The sequence below is a fragment of the Microtetraspora sp. NBRC 16547 genome, from assembly GCF_030268965.1.
In the GTDB taxonomy this organism is placed as follows: domain Bacteria; phylum Actinomycetota; class Actinomycetes; order Streptosporangiales; family Streptosporangiaceae; genus Microtetraspora.
The window spans coordinates 137605-161989 of record NZ_BSSE01000009.1 but is presented as its reverse complement, the minus strand read 5'-3'; the positions used below and the strand labels follow the sequence as shown (position 1 = coordinate 161989).

At 70.1% G+C, this 24385-nt stretch carries 21 protein-coding genes; 4 read left to right on the top strand and 17 right to left on the bottom strand.

Annotated features, from left to right (window positions below; translation table 11 throughout):
- The first annotated feature begins 99 nt into the window (after positions 1-99).
- A complete protein-coding gene (locus QSK17_RS15455; RefSeq protein WP_285705423.1) occupies positions 100-1110 on the top strand; it encodes a zinc-dependent alcohol dehydrogenase in 1011 nt (336 codons plus the stop codon).
- 85 nt (positions 1111-1195) lie between these two features.
- Here the strand turns inward: QSK17_RS15455 and katG are convergent, their stop codons facing one another.
- Positions 1196-3427: a catalase/peroxidase HPI gene (katG, locus tag QSK17_RS15450; RefSeq protein WP_285705421.1), complete on the bottom strand. Its 2232-nt coding sequence runs from the start codon at positions 3425-3427 to the stop codon at positions 1196-1198.
- A gap of 49 nt (positions 3428-3476) precedes the next feature.
- A complete protein-coding gene (locus QSK17_RS15445; protein ID WP_285705420.1) occupies positions 3477-3914 on the bottom strand; it encodes a Fur family transcriptional regulator in 438 nt (145 codons plus the stop codon).
- Between the two features lie 326 nt (positions 3915-4240).
- Between QSK17_RS15445 and QSK17_RS15440 the strand changes: the two genes are divergently transcribed.
- The gene (locus QSK17_RS15440; protein WP_285705418.1) at positions 4241-4951 is read left to right on the top strand and encodes a poly-gamma-glutamate hydrolase family protein; all 711 of its coding nucleotides are present in this window, start codon (positions 4241-4243) and stop codon (positions 4949-4951) included.
- On the opposite strand, the gene QSK17_RS15435 is transcribed toward QSK17_RS15440, so the two are convergent.
- The 7 genes from QSK17_RS15435 to QSK17_RS15405 are packed head-to-tail and all read right to left on the bottom strand — an operon-like array spanning position 4920 to position 13491.
- The gene (locus QSK17_RS15435) at positions 4920-5744 is read right to left on the bottom strand and encodes a glutamate ABC transporter substrate-binding protein (RefSeq protein WP_502889214.1); all 825 of its coding nucleotides are present in this window, start codon (positions 5742-5744) and stop codon (positions 4920-4922) included. The genes QSK17_RS15440 and QSK17_RS15435 overlap by 32 nt on opposite strands.
- Positions 5745-5757: 13 nt before the next feature.
- Complete coding sequence (locus tag QSK17_RS15430; protein ID WP_285705416.1) at positions 5758-7215, bottom strand: GlnX family signal transduction membrane protein; 1458 nt, start codon at positions 7213-7215, stop codon at positions 5758-5760.
- Position 7216: 1 nt separating this feature from the next.
- Entirely contained in the window at positions 7217-7897 is a 681-nt protein-coding gene (locus tag QSK17_RS15425; protein WP_285705415.1) for an FHA domain-containing protein, read from the bottom strand.
- Between the two features lie 2 nt (positions 7898-7899).
- The gene (locus tag QSK17_RS15420; RefSeq protein WP_285705414.1) at positions 7900-9189 is read right to left on the bottom strand and encodes a VWA domain-containing protein; all 1290 of its coding nucleotides are present in this window, start codon (positions 9187-9189) and stop codon (positions 7900-7902) included.
- Positions 9186-10121, bottom strand: coding sequence for a PP2C family protein-serine/threonine phosphatase (locus QSK17_RS15415; protein ID WP_285705413.1), 936 nt, complete (start codon positions 10119-10121; stop codon positions 9186-9188). Before QSK17_RS15415 ends, QSK17_RS15420 begins: the two co-directional genes overlap by 4 nt.
- Complete coding sequence (locus tag QSK17_RS15410; protein ID WP_285705411.1) at positions 10118-12319, bottom strand: serine/threonine-protein kinase; 2202 nt, start codon at positions 12317-12319, stop codon at positions 10118-10120. The genes QSK17_RS15415 and QSK17_RS15410 overlap by 4 nt, the downstream gene beginning before the upstream one ends.
- A complete protein-coding gene (locus QSK17_RS15405; RefSeq protein WP_285705409.1) occupies positions 12316-13491 on the bottom strand; it encodes a hypothetical protein in 1176 nt (391 codons plus the stop codon). The genes QSK17_RS15410 and QSK17_RS15405 overlap by 4 nt, the downstream gene beginning before the upstream one ends.
- Positions 13492-13758: 267 nt before the next feature.
- On the opposite strand from QSK17_RS15405, the gene QSK17_RS15400 reads away from it, so the two are divergent.
- Positions 13759-14634 carry a universal stress protein gene (locus QSK17_RS15400; RefSeq protein ID WP_285705408.1) on the top strand — a complete coding sequence of 292 codons (876 nt, stop codon included), beginning with the start codon at positions 13759-13761 and terminating at the stop codon, positions 14632-14634.
- Positions 14635-14753: 119 nt separating this feature from the next.
- On the opposite strand, the gene QSK17_RS15395 is transcribed toward QSK17_RS15400, so the two are convergent.
- From QSK17_RS15395 to QSK17_RS15360, 8 genes are all read right to left on the bottom strand, one after another.
- Positions 14754-15527 (bottom strand): PspA/IM30 family protein, encoded by a 774-nt coding sequence (locus QSK17_RS15395; RefSeq protein ID WP_285705407.1) that lies wholly within the window; start codon positions 15525-15527, stop codon positions 14754-14756.
- 233 nt (positions 15528-15760) lie between these two features.
- The gene (gene secD, locus QSK17_RS15390) at positions 15761-18007 is read right to left on the bottom strand and encodes a protein translocase subunit SecD (RefSeq protein ID WP_285705406.1); all 2247 of its coding nucleotides are present in this window, start codon (positions 18005-18007) and stop codon (positions 15761-15763) included.
- 36 nt (positions 18008-18043) lie between these two features.
- Positions 18044-18394: a hypothetical protein gene (locus tag QSK17_RS15385; RefSeq protein ID WP_285705405.1), complete on the bottom strand. Its 351-nt coding sequence runs from the start codon at positions 18392-18394 to the stop codon at positions 18044-18046.
- Positions 18395-18482: 88 nt separating this feature from the next.
- Positions 18483-20435: an ABC transporter ATP-binding protein gene (locus QSK17_RS15380; RefSeq protein ID WP_352231802.1), complete on the bottom strand. Its 1953-nt coding sequence runs from the start codon at positions 20433-20435 to the stop codon at positions 18483-18485.
- A 64-nt stretch (positions 20436-20499) separates the two neighbouring features.
- Positions 20500-22236, bottom strand: coding sequence for an ABC transporter ATP-binding protein (locus QSK17_RS15375; protein WP_285705403.1), 1737 nt, complete (start codon positions 22234-22236; stop codon positions 20500-20502).
- Positions 22236-22832 carry a TetR/AcrR family transcriptional regulator gene (locus QSK17_RS15370; RefSeq protein ID WP_285705402.1) on the bottom strand — a complete coding sequence of 199 codons (597 nt, stop codon included), beginning with the start codon at positions 22830-22832 and terminating at the stop codon, positions 22236-22238. Before QSK17_RS15370 ends, QSK17_RS15375 begins: the two co-directional genes overlap by 1 nt.
- 259 nt (positions 22833-23091) lie before the next feature.
- Positions 23092-23382: a DUF6204 family protein gene (locus QSK17_RS15365; RefSeq protein WP_285705401.1), complete on the bottom strand. Its 291-nt coding sequence runs from the start codon at positions 23380-23382 to the stop codon at positions 23092-23094.
- A gap of 11 nt (positions 23383-23393) precedes the next feature.
- On the bottom strand, positions 23394-24032 hold the full coding sequence (locus QSK17_RS15360) for a TetR/AcrR family transcriptional regulator (RefSeq protein WP_285705400.1): 639 nt from the start codon (positions 24030-24032) through the stop codon (positions 23394-23396).
- 30 nt (positions 24033-24062) lie between these two features.
- On the opposite strand from QSK17_RS15360, the gene QSK17_RS15355 reads away from it, so the two are divergent.
- Positions 24063-24332: a hypothetical protein gene (locus QSK17_RS15355; RefSeq protein ID WP_285705399.1), complete on the top strand. Its 270-nt coding sequence runs from the start codon at positions 24063-24065 to the stop codon at positions 24330-24332.
- The last annotated feature ends 53 nt before the right edge of the window (positions 24333-24385 follow it).

Sequence of the window (24385 nt, the reverse complement as noted above, 5' to 3'; positions counted from 1 at the left end):
GGTCGTGGCCCGTTCGACCCGCCGGTCGTGGCCCGTTCGACCCTCCCCGCGGGGGCATCGCAGGCTGGACGCTGGAAGTCCAATGCGAGGAGGCTGGCAATGCGTGCGTCACTGGTCACCGGGTTCGACCGCCCGATCGAGATCCGCGATCTTCAGATCCCTGAGCTCCAGCCCGGCCAGGTGCTGGTCCGGGTCGAGGCCAGCGGGCTGTGCCACACCGACATCCACGCCGCACACGGCGACTGGCCGATCAAGCCGGCATTGCCGTTCACACCCGGCCACGAGGGCGTCGGCGTGATCGAGCAGGTCGGAGCCGCCGTCACCGGCCGCACCGTCGGCGAGCGGGTAGCGGTCCCCTGGCTGGGCTACGCATGCGGCAGCTGCGACTACTGCCTGAGCGGACGGGAAACCCTCTGCGAGTCGCAACTGAACACCGGCTACAGCTTCAACGGCTGCCACGCCGAGTACGTCGCGGCCTACGCGAGCCACGTGGTCCCCGTGCCTTCGGGCGTCAGCCCGTTCGACGCCGCTCCCCTGACCTGCGCCGGTGTGACCACCTACAAGGCCGTCAAGGTCTCCGGGCTACGCCCCACAGAACGCGCGGCGATCTTCGGCATCGGCGGACTGGGGCACCTGGCCCAGCAGTACGCACAGATCTTCGGTGCCGACACCATCGCGATCGACGTCACCGACGACAAGCTCCGCCTCGCCCGCGAGCTCGGCGCCACCCACGTCGTCAACGCCAAGACCACCGACCCGGTCGCCGCGATCCGCGACCTCGGCGGCGCCGACGTGGCCGTCGTCCTGGCGGCCGACCCCCGGGTCCTGCAGCAGGCGCATGCGTCCCTGCGCCGGGGCGGGCGCCTCGTGCTGGTCTCCTTGCCCCAGGACAACGTGATGCCCCTGCCCATCTTCGAGACGGTGCTCGGCGGCATCAGCGTGATCGGGTCCATCGTCGGCACCCGCGCCGACCTCGCCGAGGTTTTCCGGCTGCACGCGGCCGGTCGCACGACGGTCAAGTACGAGACCCGCGACCTGGAAGAGATCAACCAGGCCGTCGAGGAAATCCTCTCCGGCCAGATCCCTGCCCGGCTGGTCTTCGAGCTGTGAGGTGAGCTGCCCCGTCTCCGCCCCACCACCAGCAAAGGAGCGGGACGTCCAGGTCGGCCGGCGCGGGCCGACCTGGACGTCATGATCAGACGAGGTCGAACCGGTCGAGGTTCATCACCTTGTCCCACGCCGCGACGAAGTCCTTCACGAACTTCTCCTTCGCGTCATCGCTCGCGTAGACCTCCGCGACCGCGCGCAGCTCGGAGTTCGCCCCGAAGACGAGGTCGGCCCGGCTGCCGGTCCACTTGACCTCGCCCGTGGCGGCGTCGCGACCCTCGAACGTGTTCGCGTCCTCGGACGTCGCCTTCCACGTCGTGCCCAGGTCGAGCAGGTTGACGAAGAAGTCGTTGGTCAGCGAGCCGGGAGTCGTGGTGAAGACGCCGAGCGGCGACTGCTGGTGGTTCGCGCCCAGGACGCGGAGACCGCCCACGAGCACCGTCATCTCCGGCGCGCTCAGGGTCAGCAGGTTCGCCCGGTCGATCAGCAGGTACTCGGCCGGCAGCCTGCTGTCCTTCCCGAGGTAGTTGCGGAACCCGTCGGCGGACGGCTCGAGCGCGGCGACCGACTCCACGTCGGTCTGCTCCTGCGAGGCGTCCATGCGGCCGGGCGCGAACGGGACCTCGACATCGAAGCCGGCGTCCTTGGCGGCCTTCTCCACGGCGGCACACCCCGCGAGCACGATCAGATCGGCGAGCGAGACCTGCTTGCCACCGGTCTGGGCGGAGTTGAACGCCTCCTGGATCCCCTCCAGCGTGCGCAGCACCGTCGCCAGCCGGTCGGGGTCGTTGACCTCCCACCCGCTCTGCGGCTCGAGGCGGATGCGCGCGCCGTTGGCGCCACCGCGCTTGTCGCTACCACGGAAGGACGCGGCCGACGCCCACGCGGTGGACACCAGCTGGGACACCGACAGGCCCGAGTCGAGGATCCGGCCCTTGAGGGCGGCGATGTCCTCGGCGTCGACGAGCTCGTACGTCCGCGCCGGCAGCGGGTCCTGCCACAGCAGCGGCTCGGCCGGAACCTCCGGGCCGAGGTAGCGCGCGACCGGGCCCATGTCGCGGTGGGTCAGCTTGAACCACGCGCGGGCGAAGGCGTCCGCGAGCTCGTCGGGGTTCTCCAGGAAGCGCCGCGAGATCTGCTCGTAGATCGGGTCGACCCGGAGCGAGAGGTCGGTCGTCAGCATCATCGGAGCGTGGCTCTTCGACGAGTCGTGGGCGTCGGGGACGGTGCCGGCTCCGGCGCCGTCCTTCGGCCTCCACTGGTTCGCGCCGGCGGGGCTCTTGGTCAGCTCCCACTCGTAGCCGAACAGGATCTCGAAGAAGCTGTTGTCCCACGTGGTCGGGGTGGTGGTCCAGGTGACCTCGAGACCGCTGGTGATCGTGTCGCCGCCCTTGCCGGTGCCGTACGCGCTCTTCCAGCCGAGGCCCTGCTGCTCGATCGGGGCGGCCTCGGGGTCGGGGCCGACGTTGTCCGCCGGGCCGGCGCCGTGGGTCTTCCCGAAGGTGTGACCACCCGCGATCAAGGCGACCGTCTCCTCGTCGTTCATCGCCATCCGGCGGAACGTCTCCCGGATGTCGCGCGCCGCGGCGAGCGGGTCCGGGTTGCCGTTCGGGCCCTCCGGGTTGACGTAGATGAGGCCCATCTGAACCGCGGCGAGGGGGTTCTCGAGGTCCCGGTCGCCGGTGTAGCGCTCGTCGCCGAGCCAGGTGGTCTCGGGGCCCCAGTAGACGTCCTCGTCGGGCTCCCAGGCGTCCACGCGACCGCCGGCGTAGCCGAAGGTCGTGAAGCCCATCGACTCCAGCGCGACGTTGCCGGCGAGGATCAGGAGGTCGGCCCACGAGATCTTCCGGCCGTACTTCTTCTTGACCGGCCAGAGCAGGCGGCGGGCCTTGTCGAGGTTCGCGTTGTCCGGCCAGCTGCTCACAGGGGCGAAGCGCTGCTGGCCGGAGCCGGCGCCGCCGCGCCCGTCGCTGACCCGGTAGGTGCCCGCGCTGTGCCAGGCCATCCGGATGATGAGCGGGCCGTAGTGGCCGTGGTCGGCCGGCCACCAGTCCTGCGAGGTCGTCAGCACCTCTTCGATGTCCCGCTTCACGGCCGCGAGATCGAGGGTCTTGAACGCCTCGGCGTAGTTGAACTCCCCACCGAGGGGGTTGGCCACGGCGGGGTTCTTGGCGAGGATCTTCAGGTTGAGCCGCTCCGGCCACCACTGGCGGTTTCCGCCGCCCTGAGTCGGGTGCGGGGCGCGCTCGTGCACGACGGGGCAGCCACCTCCGGCCTCTCCCTTCGTGTCCACAACGGTTGCCTCATGGTTCTCAGACATGGGAATCCTTCCGTACTAGGCGGATCACGGTGTTCAGGAATCACGGTGTTCAGGAACTGCGGGCGGTGGAACAGTCGGGGCACATGCCCCAGTAGACGACCTCGGCCTCGTCGATCGAGAAGCCGCGGTCGTCGGACGCGGTCAGGCAGGGCGCCTCGCCGGCCGCGCAGTCGACGTCAGCGACGACACCGCACGACCGGCACACGACGTGGTGGTGGTTGTCCCCGACGCGTCCCTCGAACCGGGCCGGGCTGCCGGCCGGTTCGATGCGGCGAAGGAGTCCCGCCGCGGTGAGCGCGTGGAGGGCCTCATACACGGCCTGAAGGGAGACATGGCCCACGCGATCGCGCACACCGGAGGCGATCGCCTCGACGTCGAGGTGGTCACCGTCCCGGACGGTCTCGAGCAGTGCGACGCGGGCGGCCGTCACCCGCAGGCCGACACCGCGCAGCTCGTCGCCGGTGGTCGGGGTCCTGGGTGCGCTCATGCTGCCAAACCTACCTTCATAAACACGAATGATGCAAGATAACGAACAATCCAAGTTTAGTCCTGCGTCGGGCAACGTTCGCCCCGTTGTGGCGTGACGCGCCGTCCGGATGGGGGCCTTGGGGGCCGGCGCGTCACCGCTGACGCCCTCCGCGTGCAGGCCGCCCGCCGCCCGCACGCCGCCCGCACGCCGTCTGCACGCCGTCTGCAGGCCGTCGATCCGGCGCGACCGCTTCGCCCGGGTCCTCCGTGAACAGATCCCCGCGATGATCGCGTGATCATGTCTTGTATTCTCGGGCAATCCGTGATCTTCGAAAGGTTTACCCAATGAAGAAGGCGCTGTTCGTCGTCGCGGCGAACGTACTCGTGCTCACGTTCTGCAATACCGCCCAAGCCGCCTCGGCCAGCAGGGCCGATACGTATCCCAACTTCCGGGAGCTCGCGGCCCACCAGGCCGAAGGGAAGGACTACCGCCGCGTACAGCGCTTTCCACGTGGGTCGCGAGTGGCGCACATCGCCATCCACGGCGGTGCGATCGAGCCGCCCACCACCCAGCTGGCCGACGCGGCCGCAGGGGGCAGCTACGCCTTCTACTCCTTCGAGGGGCTCAAGTCGTCCGGCAACAGGGAGCTCCACATCACCTCCACCCGCTTCGACGAGCCCACGGCCCTCAAGCTGGTGGCGGCGGTCGACTACACCGTCTCCTGGCACGCCGCCGCAGGCGCCAAGGCGACGACGTACGTCGGCGGCCGCGACAAGGGACTTGTCAGTAAGGTCAGCGCCGAACTGCGTGCGGCGGGGTTCACCGTCGCGACCTCGGTGCCCGGCAAGATCGCGGGTGTGAGCACGCGTAACATCGCCAACAAGAACCGCAGAGGCATGGGCGTACAGCTGGAGATCAGTCGCGGCCAGCGCGAACAGTTCTTCGCCGGGGGGAAGCTGGGCCGCGCCTGGATCGAGAACCCGGCCAACCGCACCAAGGCCTTCTACCGGTACGTCGCCGCGGTCAACCGCAGCCTTCGAACTGCGGGACGGTGAAAGTGAGCGCCAGGCCGGACTTCCCGAACCACTCCTGCAGCAGCTTCTTGGCGGTTCCGTCCAGGTACATCTCGGTGATGGCCTTGTTGACCGCCTCGCAGCCGTCCAAGTCCCCGGCCTTGATGCCCACGCCGTACCGCTCGTCGGTGAACGGCGCGTTGACGATCTTCAGATCCGAGGTGGCGAAGCCGGCCAGGATGAGGTCGTCGGTGGATACCGCGTCCACCTTCCCCGCCTTCAGATCGGACATGCACTCGCTGTAGGAGGCGGCCTCGACCAGTTCCACGGCGATCTTCCGTTCCTCCTTCACCCGGCGCCAGGAGTTCGAACCGGTCACCTGGCACAACTTGCGCCCCTTCAGGTCCCGCACGCCGGTGACCGCGCTCTCCCGGGCCCGTACGAGAGTGTCCTGGTGTGCGACGTAGTACGGCCCGCCGAAGGCCACCTTCGTCTTGCGTTCCGGGGTGATCGAATAGGTGGCGACGACCAGATCGATCGAGCCGTCCATGAGCGCCTTCTCCCGCTCGGACGAGGGCACCGCGACGAACCTGGCGTTCTTCCCCAGCTTGCGGGCGATGTAGGCGGCCACATCGACGTCGAAGCCGGCGAACTCACCCTCCGCCTTCTTCATCCCCAACCCGGGCTGGTCCGGCTTCACCCCGATGACCAGGACATCCTTGTCGAGGATCGACGAGCCGGCGCCGCAGGCCGTCGCCGACAGCAGCGCTACGGCCCCTAGCAGCACCGAGGCGGTGATGCGCCGCAATCGGCCCCTCCTGGTCAGCGCGACCATGAACATCTTCCCTTCACCGGTACTCGGCGAGCCGGGGCCGGACTCCGACCAGGATCAGTAGGGCGGCGGCGAGCGCCGCCCCTGGCAGCAGAAGGTTCCAGCCGCCGAGTGCGCGGTCGCCCGCCGCCACGGCGGCGTCGAACGCCAGTCGGTGCAGCTTGGTCAACTCGACCAGAGCGCCGTCGTAGGCCCCGAACGAGGCGCCCATGGCCTGCCGCACGGCGTCCCTGTTCTTGCCCGTTGTGGCGAACTGCCGCATCTGCCGGTCATCGTGCTGGAACTGCCGGTAAAGCGTGAGCACCTTGGCCAGTGCCTCACGCTGGCCGGGCAGGGTGATTCGGTCGGCCTCCGAGCCGTAGAAGCCGAGGAAGTCCGCCTTGCCGGGGAAGGCGGCGACGCTGTTGTCCACCGCGGCGTAGTACTTGTCCAGGTTCCCGCCGGGGACGTAGAGCACCGACTGTGACTTGTCGAGGTATACCTGCTCGTAGGTGTCCGCCCGCTGCGGGTCGAGCAGATACCTGCTCTCGTCACCGTGCAGACTGTTTCCGATCGCGCGTGCCCGAGACAGCACGAGAACCGAGTCGAAGCCATCCTCCTTGGCCGTCCGCAGATCGTCGGACACCCGCTGCAGGACGAGCACTCCCGCGATGGTCAGCACACCGACGACGACGGTGGCCGCCAGCAGCGCCGGGTTGATCGCACGGCGGAACCTACGGGCCAGGAAGACCTGCAACGCGACCAGGACGGCCAGCGCGAGCGCCCCACCGAGCGCCACCCAGAACCGGCCCGCCAGCACGGCGGACGACTCGTCCGCGTAAGCGTGCCTGACGACGGTCCCGCTGTCGAGCGTGAGGTTGTACGCCTTGGGCAGCAGGTCCAACCGCATCAGGTCGGTGGCCTGGCGATAGACGTCGAGAGCCGGCCGCGAGGGGGGTCCGGCGCCATGCCGGGACTGCTCGTCCAGGAGCAGGGCGCGCGACGCGAGCCGCTCGTAGCGGCCGAGCCCGTCGAGTACGGCGCGCACGGTCAGCTGCCCCGTCGGGTCGCCGCGAGCCAGGTCGGCGGCCTGCAGCACGGCGCTGTCGGCCTGCGCGCGGCGCTGATCGTAGCGGTCCAGCGCCGCCTGGCGGCCGGGCCCGCTCTCTTCCCCGGCCAGCAGCACAGTGGCTACCTGAGCGTCCATGTCGCTCAGCGCGAAGTACAGGTCGGCGGTGGCCACCACCTGCGGGCCCGCTGTGTGCCCGATCGCCCGCAGTCCGTCCCCGGCGTGCCCCAGAGCCACACCCATCAGCGCGAACAGCAGGCCGACGGCGAGGACGGCGGCACCGGCCCCGGCGCGGATCCGGCCGGGAACCGTTCGCAGCCGCAGGGCGCGCGGCGGCGAAGGGGTGGGCGTAGGCGCGGCTACAGGCGCGGACGGAGGAACGGGCACGGACGCGGGGCCGGTGGTGGTGGGGGTGACAACGGCCATCTCAGCCCTTCCGCACCGTGATGCTGGTCCATGCGCCGACGTGGACGCGATCCCCGTCGCCGAGCGGGATCAGCGCGTTGTGCTCCACCGTCTTGCCGTTGAGCAGAGTTCCGTTTGCGGATCCCGGGTCGACGAGCTGCCACGTCCCGTCGGCCTGTGCGAGCAGCACCGCGTGCAGGTGGGAGACGCCCGGATCCTCGGGCGGCCCGGCCAGGTCGATTTCGGGGGCCAGCCCCCGCGACTGGCTGCGCCGCCCGATCCTGACCTCGGTCCCGACCAGAGGTACCCGCCGCTCCGGGCAGTACGGCGGGAACGTGACGCGGGCCGCGTCGGGGCCGCCCTGCGCGATCATCGCCTCGTAGTGGCCACGGTCCGCCTCGATCACCGCGACCCAGCCGGAGGCCGGAATGGCCGGCATGGAGGGCATGGAGGGCGTGGAGGGCTGCGTGGAGGGCGGCGTCCCCCGGTTCCCGCCGCCGAGCACGAAGTCGTACCCGCAGCTCTCGCAGAATCGGCCGCCACGAGGTGCCCCGCAGTCGGGGCAGTCGTCCATCTGGTGGGCGCCGGGCGGGACGGCCGGAGCCGAAGCAGCCGGGCCGGGCGGGGTGCCCGCCAGCAGCGCGCCGCAGACGTCGCAGTACTCCTCGTCCGCGGAGTCGTGCCCTACCGGGCAGATCGCCATGCTCAGGCCTCCGGGTCCTTGCGCATCCGGACGGTGCGGACCGACCGGGTGTCGAGCGCGATCTCGTCCGCCTTGTCGACGTCCCGCCGGAGGCGGGCGGTTCCCGTGTCAGGGTCGACCTCGATCACCTTGTCGAGCAGCTTGGCGGTCTCCTCGTTGCCGGCCTTCTCCGCGATGCCGCGTGCCTTGCCGAGCCGTGCGGTCGCGGTGTCCAGGTCGCCGTCGTTGCGGGCCTGCAGGCCCTCCTGGATGAGCGAGGCGAGTTCCTGCTGGCCGGTGTAGTGGGCCACCCGGGGATTGATGCGGGTCGACTGGACGGGGTCGTCGCTCCACTGCGCCAGGATGTTCCCCTTGGCCAGCACCTCCCCGGTCCCGGGCAGAACCAGCCGCACCAGGCCGGCGCGCATCTCCTGGCCGACGTTCCCGGCCGGCACCCGCACGTTGATGTGGTACTCGCGGGATTCACCACCCCAGGCTCCGGTGGGGTAGTCGCCGGTCAGCGCGTCCACCTCGGTGCGGCGGCCGGTCAGGTCCTCCAACGTCGGCGAGACCTGCTTGACGAAGTTCAGCTTCGCCGCGCGCGGCGTCCACAGACGCAGCGCCACGTCCGCGACCGTCTTGCCCATCGCCGCCTGGGTCATCGCCCGGAAGTCGGCCTCCAGGTCCTCGGGCCGGCGGATGTCCATCACGCTGCCGAGCAAGGTGGAGGCGATCTCGCGAAGCTCGGCGACCACCCAGTCGACGCCCACACCGCGGCAGTCGCAGACGAACTTCCCCGTACAGTACGCCAGGTTCGCGGCGAACTCCGGCGCCTTCTCGTGCTCGTTCTTTCCGTCGGTCAGCAGGATGGCATGCTTGATCGCGCCGGGGTACGCCTGCTGGAAATCGCTGAACAGATCGGCGGCGCGACGCAGCCACCGGCCCATCGCCGTCCCCCCGTCGGCCACCAGCCGGGTGACGGCCTCCCTCGCGGCGTTCCTGCTCTCCGGGGTCGCCGGCACCAGCGCCGCCCGGTCGGGGAAGACGATCTGGGCTTCGTGGTTGCCGGCGACGACCGCGAAGTGCACGCCGTCGCGGAGGGTGTCGATGGCGGCCCGCGCGGCCTTCCTCGCCTCGGCGATCTTGTCGTACGACATCGAGCCGGAGGTGTCGACGATGATGATCTCGGCGGCCTCGGCCGTGGGGGCACGCTCGATCGGGCCGCTCGCCTCGACCGTGACGATCGCGTGCACCTCCCCGCTTCCCGCAGGAAGGTATTTGTTCTGGTCTACGCGCATGGTGAAGTCGGTCACTGCTGCTCCTTCGGGAAGACCACGGTGGCCTCGGCCTGATCCCCGGGTCCGAAAGGGATCACCACGACGGTGATGTTGTCGTGTCCTCCGGCCTCCAGCGCGAGCCGCACGAGCCGCTGTGCCGCCGCGCGGGGGGTGGCGTTCAGGGCGACGGCCGCGAGCGTCGCCGGCTCGGGGTAGTAATTCCACAGGCCGTCGCTGCACAGCAGGACCACGCCCGGCCCGTCCGGGGTGAACGTGCGGATGTGCGGCACGACCTCGCCCGCGTCCGCGCCCAGCCAGGCGGTCAGCATGTGCGTTCCCGGGGTGGCGTCGTCACCGGTCAGCACCTCGGATCCGGATCCGAGCCAGTAGGCCCGGCTGTCGCCCACCCAGCCGACCGTGACCTGCCGTCCGCCGACCACCGCCGACACGTAAGTGCAGGCGGGCGCGTCCTCGCCCTGCTCGGCCAAGGCGAAGACGGCTTCGGCGGCGAGCCGTACCGCCTCCCGGGTCGCGGTCTCGGGGTCGGCCCCCTCCCCCAGCTGCTTCGCCAGGGCGGCCACGGCAGTGTCGACGGCGGTCTGGGAGGCCTCCTCCGGGCGCAGCGAGGTGGACACCCCGTCACAGACCACTCCTACGGCCACCGTGCCCGCCGCCGTGCCCGCCGCCGTGCCCGCCACCGTGCCCGCCGCCGTCAGCGCCATGGCGTCCTCGTTGCGGCTGTGCCGCAGGCCACGGTCGCTCACCCCGGCCGCGATCTCCAGCTCGATCTCGACGTGGTCGCGGCCGGAGGGCTGGAGCATGCCGCAGTTCTCGCAGTATCCGTCGGCCCCGACCGCCGGAGCGCCGCAGGCGGTGCAGCCGGCGACTCCCAGCGCGTGGCCGCACTGCTCGCAGAATGCCTCGCCCACCAGGACGAGCGTCCCGCAGGCGGGACAGGCGCCGCTCACCACAGCGTCCTCGGGCGTACGGTGTTGGCCAAATCGACGAAGTCGTGCCGCTCCTCCACGGATCGCGCCGATCTGGCCAGCGCCCGGTAGACGCGCTCCAGTTCGGCGCGCACACCCTGCTCATGCAGCGGTGTGCCCAGCAGCGTCGCCTGCCCTGATGAGGTGGCCTGACCGGTGGTGACCCGGCCGAGGGCGCTCCGCAGCACCTCCGAGAGCAGCCCGTCGCGGTCCCGGGCGTCGAGCTTCAGACTCCGCAGCCGCTCGCCCGCGGCGACGAGCTCGCCTTCGGCGGGGTCATGTCCTCGCACGGCCGCCGCCACCGCGGCCGCCTGCGCGGCGGTGCGGTGGATGGAGGTCGCGGGCACCTCGTCCAGGCCGGCGGCCGCCCCGGCGCGGTCGCCCTCCGCCAGCCGGAGCCTGGCCAGGCCGAAGCCGGCGCTCACGTATGACCGGTCTGTCTGCCAGATGGCCGCATAGTGGCGAGCCGCCTCCTGGCCCGCTCCGCCGGCTTCGAGGGCGAACGCGAGAGCCAGCCTGGGCGCGGCCTCGCCGGGGAGCCACGAATAGAGCCCGTCGAAGATGCGCGCTGCTTCCTCCGGGTCCCCCGAGGCCAGCTGCCCGACCCCCCGATACCACCAGATCCGCCAGTCTCCCGGCAGCTGCCCGGCGGCGTCCGCGAACAGCTGGTCCGGGACCGGACGGCCGAGTTCACTGAGCACCCTGATCAGCGCGAGCGTGGTCTCCGGGGTGGACGGGGCGGATTCGAGCAGCGTCACCAGCTCGGCGGGGTTTCCCGAAGTGAGGCCCGCGAGCAGGCCGGCGGCGAGGTCGAGCGGGTCCACCAGGGGGGCGGGCAACGCGGACGCGGACGCGAGGCGGTCGAGCGGGCCGAAGACCTGCCCCGTGGCAGCCGGGGCGAGCTCGGTTCCGACGGCCCGGCGCTCCGGGCCGAACAGTCCGGACTGCGCGGGGTGGGGAACGCCCTCCTCGGCGGCGCGCACCTCCCTGAGCACGCCGACGAGCTGGTCGGACATCTCCGCCGTGCCCTGGAACCGCCGGGCGGGCTCGGAGTCGGTTGCCCGCTCCAGGAACCGGCGGTAGGACTCGTACGTCTGGTCGATCGCCGGCAGTGGAGCGGCGGACCCGCCGCTGACGGGGCTGAACGGGAAGCTCAGCACCGCGAGCGTGCGCCCCACCGTGTAGAGGTCGGAACAGACTGACGGCCCGTCGAAGGCGATCTCCGGTGCCTGGTACCCGACCGTCCCGTAGAGCGCGCTGTCCGCGTCGTCGATCCGCCGCACGGCGCCGAGATCGATGAGCTTGAGCTGCTCCTCCACCTGGATGACGTTGCCCGGCTTCAGATCGCAGTACAGCAGGCCCTGGTCGTGCAGGTAGCCGAAGGCCTTGAGGATCTCCAGCCCGTAGGCGATGACCTGGGCGACCGGGAGCGCCTGGCGGTTGTCGCTTTCCGTCAGCCGCGCGCGCAGCATCTCCTGGAGCGGCACGCCGCCGATGTACTCCATCACGATGTAGCCCACCATCGTCCCGGTGCCGGGGTCGGGGTGGGTGACGAAGTTGAAGATCTTGACGATGTTCGGATGGTCCATCGCGGTGAGGAAATGCCGCTCGGCCTCCGCCGCGGCCAGCGCCTCCACGTCCCCGGTGTCGAGCAGCCCCTTCAGGACCACCCACCGGCCTTCCAGGTGCCGGTCGGCCGCCAGGTAGATCCAGCCGAGACCACCGTGCGCCAGACAGCCCTTGACCTCGTACTGCCCGCCGACGAGGTCGCCCTCGGCGAGCTTGGGCGTGAACGAGAACCGCCAGCCGCAGTGCGGGCAGAACCCCTCCGGCCGCCCCGGCTGGTCACCTCTGCGGCGGCCCACCGGCTTGCCGCAGTCGGGATTGCCGCAGAAGCGCCGGTCCTCCGGCACCTGGGCGTCGGCCAGCACCACCCCGGCCGGGTCCCGGTACGGCACGGCCGGCACCTCGACCAGGCCCATCCCGAGCTGGCCCCGGCTCGACCGGCTGCTCGACCGGCTCGTGCCGGCGCGGGCTGTACCCGACATGTCCAGCGGGATGGATGGTCTGGTCAACGGCGCCGAGGGCGGGGCCGGCTCCGGCTGTGGGGCCAGGCCGCAGGCGTCGCAGTAACCGTCCTCCACCGTGCCGCCGCACCCTGGCTGGGCGCATCTGATCATCCCGCCACTCCGATCCGGCTGATCGCCCGCTGGTAGGCGGCGATCGCGACGGTAGCCTGCCGTAGATCGCACGGTGCCGTCCAGAGCAGGGCGCGGGCCTCGCCGTACATCTCACCGAGCGCGGCATCCTCGGCCTGCCCGAGCCGGACCACCTTGGCGTGGTAAGCCTCCAGCCGGCCACGCAGCTCGTCACGGCGGCCGATGAGGCCCGCCATCGATTCGGTCGCGGTCCGCGCTCGCTCCAGCGCCTCGTCCACGGCCCGTTCCAGCCCGGTCAGCCGCTCGACCAGCTCCAGCCAGCGGTCGCCGGCCGTATCCAGCGCGTCCAGCCGGTCCCGCAGCGCGGCGGCCTGGTCCGGCAGCGCCGGCAGCGCGGGTGACGCGATCTTGACGAGTACCGTGTCCCGGATCGAGCGGGCCTCGTTCTCGGCCTCGGCGACCTGCGCGATGCGCTCGCCGAGGCGGTGGGCCCGGTCGCCGTACTCCGCCCGGATCCGCGCGGCCTGCTCCAGCAGCCCGCGACGGGCGGTGAGGTCGGCGAGCAATCCGTCGAGCTCGCCACCGATCTTGCCATCGGGGGCGGCAGAGCCGAGCGGGTCGGCGGTGACCGCCGCGCGAATCCGGTCGATCCCGGCGCCGACGCGCTCCAGATCCGGATCGTCGCCGTCCAGGTCGCGCAGCAGGTCCTGAGCCGAGCGGCGGGCAACATCGGCCTCGTCGAGCCGCGGGAGCAGCGCACTCCAGGCGTCGTCCGCGGCCGCGACCATCTCGGCGACATCGCGGTAGGCGGCGTCCATCCGCGCCACCACCGTGTCCAGCGTGATCCACTCGCCTGCGGCCCGCAGCAGCGACCGCTTCTCGACGGGCACGTTCTCCGGCTTCAGCTCCACCGACGGGCCGGCGAGCAGCCCGGTCAGCGCGGCCAGGTCGGGCTTGCCGGCCCTGAGCTCCTGCGCGCGATCGAGCACCCCCCGGTAGGCGTCGAACAGCCACCACAAGGTCACCGCTCGGGCCTGTGCCTCGTCCCAGCGGCGCCGGGTCTCCCCGGTCAGCCGCGCACCCTTGAGCAGCCGGTAACCCGGGTGCGAGTCGAGGTCCAGCAGGTCGTCCGAGATCCTGTCACGTTCCTCGGCACGGCCGCGCAGCGCGAGGTCGACTTCTTCGATGCTCATCGACGGGCCACCGGCCCTTGGCATGACCAACGTGCTTGTGCCCCCAGCGTGGGATGGACAAGATTATTCCCATCCCCATTCTTTACACAATTTTGGGATTCGCGCGCTACATCCGTTTGCTCGGCCGGTCGGTGCCCGGAGGGATGTGGTTGGGGAACGAGTCATGCGCGCTCGAGCCCAGGTGACGCACGATGGCAGAGGGGGCCGGCTGCGGGCTCCGAGGTCGGGCCTCGATCACATCTGGTGGCCGAGACGGGAGGACACACCATGAGCGAACCCATCGTGGTCGGCGTGGACGGATCTGCAGAAGCTCTACGCGCTGTGGACTGGGCCGCCGCCGAAGCCGGGCGGAGACGCCTGCCGTTGCGCATCGTGCACATCGCAGTCCACTGGGAGTACAGCATCGCGATCCGGGAACCCGGCTTGGAGGCCCCACGGCCGGAGGCCGCGGGACTGGGGGTCCTTGAGATCGCCGAGGAACGCGCCCGGACCTTCGCATCCGTCGACGTCAGTTGCCGGCTCGGCATCGGCCCCATCCCCGCCACGCTCCTTCAGGAGGCGGCCGACGCCGCCCTGCTGGTGCTGGGCCCACACGGAACCGGGGGCTTCCCCCGACTGCTGCTCGGCTCGGTGAGCCGCCAAGCGGCGGAACACGCCTCGTGTCCCGTCGTCATCGTGCCCCGGGACCCCGGCACCCGACCCGGCCGATCGGGGATCGTCGTCGGCATCGACGGTTCTGAGGCCTCCATCGACGCCGTGGGTTTCGCGTTCGAGGAGGCGTCCCTGCGCTCGGTCGGCCTGCACGCTGTCCACGCCTGGGCCCACCCGGCTTACCCACCGGAGATGCGCGCCGCCCGCTACGACACGGCGGCGGTCGAACAGGAAGGTGCCAGACTCCTGTCGGAGTCCCTGGCGGGATGGAAGGCCGAATATCCCGACGTTCCGGTCACCGAGCAGGTGGTCGAAGGCGCGCCCGCGCCGGTTCTGGCCGATGCTTCCGGCGACGCGGAACTCCTCGTCGTCGGTGCCAGAGGGCGCGGCGGTTTCCCCGGGCTCCGCCTCGGCTCGATCAGCCACGCCGTCCTCCACCATGCGAAAGGACCTGTGGCCGTGGTCCGCGGCCGCCCCCGACAAACCGCCTGACTACGAGCTCAAATCACCAGACGAGGCGCCACCCAGCACAGCATTCTTAAGCCGACGCACCTCAACGGCGTTGACAAGCTCGCGGGATGCTCAACATGACGCCCTCCTCGGCTCCCTGGTCAGGGGCTGCCCCTACCGTCCGCCTGCTCATCGGTGGTCGATTTGGCGGAGGAGGCCGACGGGGCGGGCGCCGCCTCCAGTTGCCGCTTCATCCGGGCGATCTGCTCATCGATGTCGCCTTCCGCGGAGATCCCCGCCAGCTGCGTCTGCAGGTCGTCACGCCCGGCGGGTAGCGTGGCGTCCTCCAGGACACCGGAGGCGAGGAGTTCGTCCAGGGCCCCGGCACGGGCCTCCAGCTGAGCGGTCTTGTCTTCGGCGCGCTGGATGGCCAGCCCGACGTCTCCCATCTCCTCCGAGATGCCGGTGACGGACTCGCTGATCCGGGTACGCGCCTCCGCCGCGGTGTAGCTCGCTTTGATCGCCTCTTTGTGCGTGCGGAACGCCTCCACCTTGGCCTGCAGACGCCGGCTCGCCAGCGTGAGCCGCTCCTCCTCGGCCTGGAGCGAGGTGCGCTGGTCCTGCAGGTCGCTCAGCTGGGACAGCGCGGCCGCGCGGCGGGTCAACGCCTCGCGTGCGATCTCTTCCCTACCCGCGGACAGCGCCTGCTGCGCCTGCGCTTCCAGCTTGGCGGCGGACTCCCGCACCTGGTTCAGCTGCAGCTCGACCCGCTTGCGGCTGGTGGCCACGTCGGCCACGCCACGGCGAACCTTGTTCAACAGCTCCAGCTGTTGCGAGTAGGAGTAGTCGAGCATCTCCCCAGGATCTTCCGCGCTGTCCAGCGCTTTGTGCGCCTTGGTACGAAACAGGGCCGCGATGCGGCGGGTCAGACTCATCCCCGTCTCCCTCCTACTCGCAGCCATGCGACTACACGCAGCCATGCGACTACACGGCCCGCATGCGGGCCGAGCGGCTTCTACCCATTTGCTATCTCTTCTCACCTACGCCCGGCGACGAGTGGAAGGGAGGCACGAAAGGGCGGCATGCGCCGGCACGAATCGGCCCCGCCGGCGCGCCTCCCCTTCAGCGCACCGGCGGGGCCTTTGTGATCGAACTCAGAGCGCGAGGCTCAGAGCACCGCGCCCGATCCCTCACGGGCGCGGGGCGCACTCCGCTTGCTCGTCTGCTGGGGCGGCGGCTGCTTGCTGAACCTCTCCAGCTCGATCGCCGCCGGCCCGGCCAGGAACGTCGACGACAGCGTGCCCACGAAGATGCCGATGAGCAGGGCGATCGCGAAGTCCCGCAGGGAGTCGCCGCCGAGCACCGCCAGCGCCGCCACGACGAACATCGTGCTACCGCCGGTGTTCACCGTGCGCGGCACGGTCTGCAGGATCGCGGTGTTCATGACGCGGTGGAACGGCGCCTTACGGTTCGCCGGCCACAGTTCCCGGACCCGGTCGAAGACGATGACCTTGTCGTTCACCGAGTAGCCGACGATCGTGAGCAGGGCGGCCAGGAAGATGCCGTCGATGGGTTTGCCCAGCCAAGCGAACGCGCCGACGACGGCGGACGTGTCCACGAACAGCGCGATCACGGCGGCGGCGCCGAACGTCCATCGGAATCGGACCGCCAGGTAGATGAGCTGAGCCACCAGCGCGACGCCGAGCGCGATGAGCGCGTTTCTCCGCAGTTCCTCGCCCATGCTGGGCCCGATCAGCTCGTCACGCTGCTTGGTGACATCGCCCACCTGCTTGTCGAGCGCCTGCTCGATACGGACCGCGTCGTCGGCGCTGATCTGCCCGGTCCGCACGGAGATCGCGTCGTTCGACATCTGCACGACGGCCGATGGGAACCCGGCCTCCGACACGGCCTGCCTGGCCGCCCCGGCGTCGACGGTCCGGCTGGTGGCGAACTCCATGATCCTTCCGCCGGTGAACTCCACTCCGTAGTTCAGCCCACGGGCGAACAATCCCACGGCCACCGCTACTACCAGCCCGCCCGAGATGAGGAGCCAGAGCCGCCCACGCGACATCAGGTCCGGGTTCCGCCGGGTCAGCCAGGACCTGACCCGGCCGACCGAGCCGAGACCGGACACCTTCGGGCTGATCCGGCCGATCACGAAATGGGTGAGCACCCGGGTGATCACCATCGCCGAGAACATCGAGGCGATCACGCCGATGCCCAGCGTCACCCCGAAGCCCTTGACAGGTCCTGACGCCAGCCAGAACAGCAGGCCGGCGGCGAGCAGGGTGGTGATGTTGGAGTCGGCGATCGCGCTCCAGGCGTTCTTGTATCCCCGGTCGAGCGCGGCCCGCAGGCCCCTCTGGCGCGATTCGTCGTACTCCTCCCTGGCGCGTTCGAAGACCAGCACGTTGGCGTCGATCGCCATGCCGATCGCCAGCACGAAACCGGCCAGGCCCGGCAGGGTGAGCGTGGCCCCGAGCGCCACCAGCCCCGCGTACGAGATCAGGGCGTAGCAGCCGAGGGCGACCGCGGCGAGCACACCCACCAGACGGTAGATGACGCCGATGAACACCGCGGTGAGGAGCACACCAAGGAGTCCCGCCTTGGCGCTCGCTTCGATCGCCTCGGCACCGAGCGTCGGGCCGACCGTGCGCTGCTCGACCAACTCCAGCGGCACCGGGAGCGAACCGCCCTTGATCAGCACCGCCAGGTTCTGCGCCTCCTCGGCGGTGAACGATCCGCTGATCTGGGTGGTTCCGCCGGAGATGCCGACGTTACAGCCCACCGTGTCGTTCACCTGAGGTGAGGAGATGATCTCGTTGTCGAGCACGATGGCGACCCTGCGCTTGGGGTCGCCGACCGGCTCGCAGGCCGCCTTCCCGGTCAGCTCGCGCCAGGGATCCGCCTCCTTGAAGTCGATGGTGACGAACCAGCCGAGCCCCATCTGGGGATCGGTGCCTGCCGCGGCGTCCGTGACGTCGGCCCCGCTGATGGCCACCGGGCCGAGCTTCAGCTTCTGGCCGCTCTCGTCCGCGACGGCGTCCTTGTCATCAGCCTCGGCGGCTCCGAGCACCGGGTGGAAATTGAGCTGCGCGGTCTTGCCGATGACCTTGGCCGCCTCGCGCGGGTCGAGCACGCCGGGCAGCTCGACGATGATCCGATTCTCGCCGGAGCGGACCAGGGTGGGATCGACGACTCCGAGGGCGTCCGCCCGGCGCCGGAGCACGTCGAGAGCACGGTCGGCGGCTTCGGAGTCCGCCTTGACCGTGGGAGAGTCTCTCGTCTCGAAGACGAGCTGGGTCCCGCCGCGCAGGTCGAGACCGAGGCGGGGAGCCATGGTCAGGGCCAGCAGCAGCGAGGTCGCGATGACGGCAAGCGCCGCCAGCGCACGCCACAAGGGCGCACGTGACATTCGAGCCTCCACAGGCTTGTCGTTATGAGAAACGTGTCACTGCGCTGTGGAGGGCGGCGCTCGCGCCGGGGCGATCGACGTGCTCAGAGGCACGGGCAGGCCGAGGCCCGCCGGCCCGCCCTCTCCTGTAATGAGGAGACGGCGGTACGGCACGGCCTCGGGAAGCACGGCTATGCCTCCGGACCCGGCGAACGGGCCCGAGCGCGCCTGCAGGCGGGACGTCCTGTGCTGCTGGCCCACCACGGGACCGGCAAGCTCGGTCCACTGGAGCGCCGTGTAGGCGGATCCCGCCCGGTGGGCCGCGGCGTGCGCGGCCGTCGGGGTCGCGTACGCCAGGAAGAAGATGGGCAGCAGAAGGAGCAACGCGGCGGTCAGTCTGCTCCGCATCGTTCCTCCTTTCTGCTTAACAGGTCACCGTAGCCGGGAACCCTCCCGAGTGCCCGCCACGATCCCCCCGCGTGGCGAGGTTCGGACTCTAATCCACCTCCGCGACGGCCTCGGCGAACTGCGCCGAGTACAACCGGGCGTAGGCGCCGCCCGCGGCCAGTAGCGACTCGTGCGTGCCCTGCTCGACGATCTGCCCGTTCTCCATGACCAGGATCAGGCTGGCGTCGCGGATCGTGGACAGCCGATGGGCGATCACGAAGCTGGTGCGCCCCTCTCGCAGCGAGCTCATCGCCCGCTGGATGAGCACCTCGGTCCGGGTGTCGACCGAGCTGGTCGCCTCGTCCAGGATCAGGATCGCGGGCTCGGACAGGAACGCCCGGGCGATCGTGATCAGCTGCTTCTCGCCCGCGCTGACCGTCGCGCCCTCCCCGTCGATCATCGTGTCGTAGCCGTCGGGCAGCGTGTGCGCGATGCGGTCCACGTGGGCGGCCTCCGCGGCGGCTTCGATCCGTTCGCGCGTGGCGCCTTCCGCCCCGTAGCCGATGTTCTCCGCGATGGTCCCGCCGAACAGCCAGGTGTCCTGCAGCACCATGCCGATGTTGGCGCGCAGCTCCTCCCTGGACATCTCGGCGATGTCGACGCCGTCGAGCGTGATACGGCCGCCGGTCACCTCGTAGAAGCGCATGATGAGGTTGACCAGGGTCGTCTTGCCCGCTCCCGTGGGACCGACGATGGCCACAGTCTGGCCGGGCTCCACGGTCAGCGACAGGTTCTCGATCAGCGGACGGTCCGGCGCGTAGCGGAAGGACACGTTCTCGAACGCCACACGGCCCCTGACCTGCGCGGGCCGCGCGGGCTCGTCGGACTCCGGGGACTGCTCCGGAGTCTCCAGCAGCTCGAAGACCCGCTCGGCCGACGCGACGCCCGACTGAACCAGGTTCGCCATGCCGGCCACCTGGGTCAGCGGCTGGCTGAACTGCCGCGAGTACTGGATGAACGCCTGCACGTCACCCAGCGAGATCGAGCCCGAGGCCACCTTGAACCCACCCACCACCGCGACCAGCACGTAGTTCAGGTTGCCGATGAACATCATCGCCGGCTGGATGATCCCGGAGATGAACTGGGCGCGGAAGCTGGAGGTGAACAGCGCCTCGTTGTGCTCGGCGAAGGTCTCGGCGGCCTCCTTCTGCCGGCCGAACACCTTGACCAGCGTGTGCCCGCCGTACATCTCCTCAATGTGGCCGTTGAGCTTGCCCGTCGACGACCACTGCTTGATGAACTGCGGCTGCGAACGCTTGCCGATGACCGTGGTGACGTAGACCGACAGTGGCACCGAGACCAGCGCGATGAGCGCCAGGACCGGCGAGATCCAGAACATCATCACCAGCACCCCCACGACCGTCAGCAGCGCCGAGATGAGCTGGCTCATCGTCTGCTGCAACGTCTGGGCGATGTTGTCGGTGTCGTTGGTGGCGCGGCTGAGGATCTCGCCGCGCGGCTGGCCGTCGAAGTAGCTCAGCGGCAGCCGGGCCAGCTTGGCCTCGATCCGCTCGCGCAGCCGGAACGCCGCCCGCTGCACGACCGTTGTGGTCAGCCGGAACTGCACGATGCCGAGCAGCGCCGCCAGCAGGTAGATCGCCAGCACCCAGCCCAGCACCTGGGCCAGCGCGGTGAAGTCGATGCCGTGGCCGGGCACCACGCTCATCGACGAGACCATGTCGGCGAACGTGTCCTGGCCCTTGGCGCGCAGCCCCGCCACGGCCTGCTCCTTGGTGATCCCCGCGGGCAGCCGGGCCCCGATGATGCCGGAGAAGATCAGGTCCGTCGCGTGGCCGAGGATCTTGGGACCCGTCACGGTCAACGCGACGCTGGCCGTACCGAGGGCCAGGACGACGGCCAGCAGCGCGCGCTCGGGGTGCAGCAGCCGCAGCAGGCGGCGGAGCGAACCGCCGAAGTCGAGGGCCTTCTCGGCGGGCCCGGCCATCATCCTGCCCGGGCCGAAACCGGGCTGGGGGCGGCGCGGGGGTGCCTGGGTGGTCACGAGTCCTCCTTCGTCGGTCTCATGACCAAGGTGCTGTGCCTATCTATGACCTCGACAAGCTCGGTCATGCCGCGGCCTCCTGTTCGGTGAGCTGGGACAGCACGATCTCTCGATACGTCGGGCAGGTGGTCATGAGCTCAGCGTGCTTGCCGCTGCCGACCACGCGGCCGTCCTCGAGCACGAGGATGCGGTCGGCGTCGCGGATCGTGTTCACCCGCTGGGCCACGATGACGATCGTGGCGTCTGTGATCTCCTCGGCCAGCGCGGCGCGCAGCCGGGCGTCGGTGGCGTAGTCGAGGGCGGAGAAGGAGTCGTCGAACAGGTAGATCTCGGGCCGGTGCACCAGTGTCCTGGCGATGGCCAGGCGCTGGCGCTGGCCGCCGGAGACGTTCGTGCCGCCCTGGGAGATCGGCTCGTCCAGGCCGCCGGGCAGCGCCTCGACGAACTCGCGGGCCTGGGCCACCTCCAGGGCCTGCCACAGCTCCTCGTCGGTCGCGTCCGGCCTGCCGTACCTCAGGTTGGAGGCGACGGTGCCGGAAAAGAGGTAAGGCGACTGCGGGACCAGGCCGACCGCTCGGGAGAGCACGGCCGGGTCGAGGTCGCGCACGTTGACGCCGTCCACCAGCACCTCGCCGACGGTCGCGTCGAACAGGCGGGGGATGAGATTGAGCAGCGTCGTCTTACCGCTGCCCGTGCTGCCGATGATCGCGGTGGTACGGCCTGGCCGCGCCGTGAAGCTCACGCCGCACAGCACCGGCTCCTCAGCGCCCGGGTAGCGGAAGTCCACGGACCGCAACTCCAGCTCGCCAAGGCGTCTTTCCGGGGTGACGGGGTTCACCGGCGGGTGGACGGTCGGCTCGGTGTCGAGCACCTCCTCGATGCGCTCGGCACAGACCTCGGCTCGCGGGATCATCATGAACATGAACATCGCCATCATCACCGACATGAGGATCTGCATCAGGTAGGAGATGACCGCGGTCAGCGCGCCCACCTGCATGGCCCCGTCGGCGATGCGGTGGCCGCCGAACCACACCACGGCGACGCTGGACAGGTTCACCACCAGCATGACCGTGGGGAACATCAGCGCCATCAGCCGCCCGACCCGCAGCGACACGTCGGTCAGCTGGCCGTTGGCCACGCCGAAGCGTTCGCGCTCATGCCGGTCGCGGACGAAGGCCCTGATGACCCGGATGCCGGTGATCTGCTCGCGCAGCACCTGGTTGATCCGGTCGATGCGCTCCTGCATCATGCGGAAGAGCGGGCGCATCAGCGTCACGATCACGCCCACGATGACGATCATCACGGGCAGCACGATGAGCAGCAGCGACGACAGCGCCACGTCCTGGCGCAGCGCCAGCACGATGCCGCCGACGCACATGATCGGGGCGGCCACCATCATCGTGAAGGTCATCAGCACGAGCAGCTGGATCTGCTGCACGTCGTTGGTGGTTCTGGTGATCAGGGACGGCGGGCCGAACCTGTTGACCTCCTGGGCGGAGAAGTCCTGCACCCGGCGGAAGATCGCGGCCCGCAGGTCCCTGCCCAGGGCCATCGAGGTCCGGGCGCCGTAGTACACGGCCACGATCGAGCAGGCGATCTGGATGAGCGTCACACCGAGCATCACCAGCCCGATGCGCATGATGGTTCCTGTGTCGCCCTTGACCACGCCGTCGTCGATGATGTCGGCGTTGAGTGTGGGGAGATAGAGCGTGGCCAGCGTCTGCACGAACTGGAAGAGGACGACGAGCGTGATCTCTTTCCCGTACGGCCTGAGCTGGACCCGCAGGAGACGGAGCAGCATCAAGAGAGGCTTTCTGTGGAAGGGGTGGGGGAAGGCCGCACGAGCAGCCCGTCAAGCAGGTCGGAGACGATCTCCTCGTCGTCCATCTCTCCGAACTCGCCGCCCTGGCCGAAGCCGCGGTGCGCGCTCGCCACTATCAGCATGAGCAGCAGCTGTGCCGTGGCCTCCGGGGAGCGGCGCAGCCGGTCGCGGTCCGGCTCGATCAGGGCGGCGAGCCCGGCCAGCATCCGACGCCGGCCGTCCATCATCCGCTCGCGGAACTCGGCGTCGTCGGCCATCAGCTCTCTGGGCGCGGTGATGAGGTTGGCGTTGGCGCACATCGCGGTCCGCAGCGTCGTGACCGCCTCACTCAGCCGCGCGCGCAGCTCGGTCTGCGCGCCGAGGGCCGCCAGCGCGTCCACCGCGGGCTGCGGGTCGAACGCGCTCATCAGCGCCGCCCGCAGCAGCGAGGCTTTGTCGGGGAAGACGCCGAAGATCGTGCCCTCGGCCACACCCGCGGCCTCGGCGATCTGGCGGGTGCTGATCGCGGTGCCGTACTCGCGGAGCAGAGGGAGCGTGGCGGCGATGAGCGCGGCGCGGCGGTCTTCGGGTGCCATGGCCGGCACCCTTCGCCTTTTCGTCATGCGGGTGAGCATAATGAGCGAGTACTCACTCGTTCAACCGTTTATTCGCCGGCACCGACCGGGTCACCCGGTTCAAGCACCCACCTCGGGGAGGGCATGTTCCCTTTCTCCGCGACGGGCCGCGTCGCCGTACCGGAGGAGATCGGCGCGGCGATCTCCTTCCTCATCTCGGACGACTCGCCCTCCATGGCGGGCGCGCCCCCGACCCATGGGCGCGTACCACCTTCCTGGTTTACGAGGGCCTCCGGGATCGGTGGCGGATCTTGATGTCGCGCATGTCCGTCACCGCGATCTTCAGGATCTCGTACGGGTGCCCGTGCGCGTCCAGGGCGACCATCGCGCCCAGAGCCGCCTCGTCCTCGCCGTCGTCCGGACCGGCGGGCACCTGGCAGCGGAAGGTGAAGACGGACACGCTCGCGTCGTGGGTGAACGTCCCCGCCTCGCTGTAGGCCGCGCCGCCCGCCGCCATCACGGCGGCCCGGCCAGCGTCGTCGAGCCCCGCGAACTTCCCCCTGATCGTCACCCTGAACACGGTCATCCCTTTCGTACGGCGTAGGTGAGGACGCGCTCGCCGAGCAGATCCTCGGCGACGTCCAGCAGGTCCAGCACGGCGACGGCGATCGCGTCGGGACTCTCGCCCGCCGTCGTACGCCGGCCGATCTCGGCGTACACGAGCGCGTGCAGGCAGCCGATGTGCCAGGCGACCAGACGCGGCAGCGGATCGCCCTCGGCAGCGCCGGTCTCCTCGGCCAGCACGACCGCCAGCGCGTCGGTCATCTGACGGCCAAGGTCCTCCAGGCGGGCGGTCAGCGTGGGGGCGGCCCGCATCATCTGCAGGACGCGCCCGAATCCCGCGCTCAGCCCAACCCTGCGCTCGCGGTCGTGTATCTCCTGGCGCAGCCGTGCCAGCACCGCGCCCGCCGCGGACCGGCCCGGGGGCCGCTCCCGCACGATGTCGGCCAGCCGCTGCGGGGACGCCTCCTCCGGCGGCAGGACCAGGTCCTCCTTGGACTCGAAGTAGTTGTAGACGGTGTTGACCGAGACGTCCGCCGCCGCCGCAACCTCGGCGATCGTGACCCGGTCGAAGCCGCGCTCCACGAACAGGCCGATGGCCACCTCGGAGATGCGCTGCCGGGTCTGCTGCTTCTTACGCTCCCGCAGTCCTTCCCGCATACGTGGACTCTAGTGCAAACTTTAAGTCCATTGCATATTTGCAGCGCGCTGCGGTTTCCTGACGGCTCCGCCACCTCGCCGGGTGACACGAAGCTGTCCGGCTACGCGGTCGAGGTGACCGACCGGGACCAGCTCACGCCGATGTTGGCCGCGCGCGGCTTCGGTCCCGACGCTTTCCGCGATTCCCATTTCTTCGCGGCCGACATCCGCGAAATCGTATTGACGCGGACCGAAGGATCTGTCACGGTCATCGACCTTTGGCTCCCTGACCGCGAACTCCACCACTTCACGCGCTCATAGACCACGGTCGGCACTGCCGCCGGCGCTATGATCGTCGATCGCGGCTCGCGGAT

Bases quoted from the DNA above. Each gene is read 5' to 3' on its own strand.
- QSK17_RS15455 (WP_285705423.1), top strand. From the start codon at position 100: ATGCGTGCGTCACTGGTCACCGGGTTCGACCGCCCGATCGAGATCCGC.
- katG (WP_285705421.1), bottom strand. From the start codon at position 3,427: ATGTCTGAGAACCATGAGGCAACCGTTGTGGACACGAAGGGAGAGGCC.
- QSK17_RS15445 (WP_285705420.1), bottom strand. From the start codon at position 3,914: ATGAGCGCACCCAGGACCCCGACCACCGGCGACGAGCTGCGCGGTGTC.
- QSK17_RS15440 (WP_285705418.1), top strand. From the start codon at position 4,241: ATGAAGAAGGCGCTGTTCGTCGTCGCGGCGAACGTACTCGTGCTCACG.
- QSK17_RS15435 (WP_502889214.1), bottom strand. From the start codon at position 5,744: ATGGTCGCGCTGACCAGGAGGGGCCGATTGCGGCGCATCACCGCCTCG.
- QSK17_RS15430 (WP_285705416.1), bottom strand. From the start codon at position 7,215: ATGGCCGTTGTCACCCCCACCACCACCGGCCCCGCGTCCGTGCCCGTT.
- QSK17_RS15425 (WP_285705415.1), bottom strand. From the start codon at position 7,897: ATGGCGATCTGCCCGGTAGGGCACGACTCCGCGGACGAGGAGTACTGC.
- QSK17_RS15410 (WP_285705411.1), bottom strand. From the start codon at position 12,319: ATGATCAGATGCGCCCAGCCAGGGTGCGGCGGCACGGTGGAGGACGGT.
- QSK17_RS15405 (WP_285705409.1), bottom strand. From the start codon at position 13,491: ATGAGCATCGAAGAAGTCGACCTCGCGCTGCGCGGCCGTGCCGAGGAA.
- QSK17_RS15400 (WP_285705408.1), top strand. From the start codon at position 13,759: ATGAGCGAACCCATCGTGGTCGGCGTGGACGGATCTGCAGAAGCTCTA.
- QSK17_RS15395 (WP_285705407.1), bottom strand. From the start codon at position 15,527: ATGAGTCTGACCCGCCGCATCGCGGCCCTGTTTCGTACCAAGGCGCAC.
- secD (WP_285705406.1), bottom strand. From the start codon at position 18,007: ATGTCACGTGCGCCCTTGTGGCGTGCGCTGGCGGCGCTTGCCGTCATC.
- QSK17_RS15385 (WP_285705405.1), bottom strand. From the start codon at position 18,394: ATGCGGAGCAGACTGACCGCCGCGTTGCTCCTTCTGCTGCCCATCTTC.
- QSK17_RS15375 (WP_285705403.1), bottom strand. From the start codon at position 22,236: ATGCTGCTCCGTCTCCTGCGGGTCCAGCTCAGGCCGTACGGGAAAGAG.
- QSK17_RS15370 (WP_285705402.1), bottom strand. From the start codon at position 22,832: ATGGCACCCGAAGACCGCCGCGCCGCGCTCATCGCCGCCACGCTCCCT.
- QSK17_RS15360 (WP_285705400.1), bottom strand. From the start codon at position 24,032: ATGCGGGAAGGACTGCGGGAGCGTAAGAAGCAGCAGACCCGGCAGCGC.